At 63.9% G+C, this 1,738-nt stretch carries 1 protein-coding gene and 1 pseudogene; both read right to left on the bottom strand.

All coding sequences use genetic code 11. The features are described from left to right. Nucleotides 1–139: 139 nt before the first annotated feature. Nucleotides 140–1,513, bottom strand: coding sequence for an IS30 family transposase (locus IVB42_RS04225; protein ID WP_247395399.1), 1,374 nt, complete (start codon nucleotides 1,511–1,513; stop codon nucleotides 140–142). 46 nt (nucleotides 1,514–1,559) lie between these two features. Further along, nucleotides 1,560–1,738, bottom strand: a pseudogene (locus IVB42_RS04220) (DDE-type integrase/transposase/recombinase); the annotation flags it as partial.

Here is a 1,738-nt window from a genome sequence, read left to right as displayed (position 1 = left end):
TCCATCGCCGCGTTGTCCCAGACGTTGCCGGACCGACTCATGCTGCAGACGATGCCGCTATCAGCCATCAAGCGCTGGAACTGCTCGCTGACGTACTGGGCGGATTCAAGCGGTCGTCGCAACACCGAATGTGTTCCACTCATGACAGCAACTCGTCAAGCGCCTCTGCTGGCGTTTTCCAACCCAAAGTTTTTCTCGGTCGAGCATTGAGGGCCGCGGCCACGGCGGCGATGTCGTCGGCGCTGTGGACGCTCAGGTCGGTGCCTTTCGGGAAGTACTGACGCAGCAGCCCATTGGTGTTCTCGTTGGTGCCACGCTGCCAGGGGCTTTGCGGATCGCAGAAGTAGACTTGGACGCCCGCGTCGATCTTGAGACGATCGTGCTGAGCCATTTCGGCTCCCTGATCCCAGGTCAGCGAACGACGCATCTCTTCGGGCAAGGTGATGATGGTGCGCGTAATCGCGTCGCGCACGGCTTCAGCTCCGTGTCCCGCGAGAGCAGGGCCATTCTTCATGCGTGGAGCTTCGCCATGCCCCGCAAGCCGGGGAAGATGCAGCAACATCGTGAAGCGTGTTGTCCGCTCAACCAGCGTGCCGATCGCCGAGCTGCCAAGACCAAGGATGAGGTCTCCCTCCCAGTGGCCCGGCACCGCGCGATCGGCCGCTTCGGCGGAGCGTTGGCTGATCATGATCTCCGGCGAGACAAAGCTCTTGCCTCGCCTGCGTACGCGCGCCCTGGGGACCCGCAATACGCGCCCCGTTCGCAAGCAGGCTGACAGTTCGCGGCGTAGCGCTCCCCGACCCTGAACGAAGAGAGCTTGATAGATGGCTTCGTGGCTGATGCGCATCGTCTTGTCGTCCGGGAAGTCGATCGGCAAGCGTCGGGCAATCTGCTCCGGGCTCCAAGCCCTGGCCCATCGCCGATCCTTTCGCGGGCCATGCCGGCGGCCCTTCCACGGAACGGCGGGACCAGGAACGGCAGCGCCACTCGGGGTCATGACCACGCCGGCCAGTCGCTGCTCCAGATAAGTGCGCAACGTTGTGTTGAGCGCAAGCTTAGTCGGTTTGGGCCGACGGGCCGATCGCTCGGCGTGCCATTGGGCTGTCGATGCACGATACTCCAGGCCGCCGCTGCGCGTCGCGGCATTGCGTCGTAGCTCACGGGAGATGGTCGAGGCGGATCGGCCAAGTCGGCGTCCGATCTCGCGTCTCGAAAGGCCCTGAACGCGAAGAAGTGCGATCTCCTCACGTTCCGCAAACGAGAGGTACCGCCCGGACCGCGGCTGGGTTGAAGATCTGAACATCGCTGGTGCCATGCCGCCTGCCTGTCGGAACAATCTGGTTCCGACAGGCTGCGACATACCAGCCGTTAATGCAGCATCCTCGCTGGTCATTCCCTGCACGATCCCCAACCAGAATCGCTGGAGTTCAGATCGCCCCGCTACCGGCGGCCGTCCCGGTGACGCCAACGGTGCTCGTCGAGAGCGGTGTGATCGTCGCTTTCGAATGCCCATCGCAACCTCCTTCGTTCAGGTGTTGCGACGACCGCTTGAATCCGCCCTGGCTGCCGCGATCGGAATGATGCATCAGGGCATCCGGCTTGCCGCGCCGCCAGACCGCCATCAACAGGGCGTCCGCACCCAACTGGGCGGTCATGCTGGCGCTCATCGACCAGCCGACCACCCGGCGCGAGAACAGGTCGATCACCGCCGACACATAGAGCCAGCCCTCAGCCGTCC

The sequence above is a fragment of the Bradyrhizobium sp. 45 genome, assembly GCF_023073155.1.
Taxonomy (GTDB): Bacteria; Pseudomonadota; Alphaproteobacteria; order Rhizobiales; family Xanthobacteraceae; genus Bradyrhizobium; species Bradyrhizobium canariense_D.
This window is presented reverse-complemented; position numbering and strand designations above follow the sequence as displayed.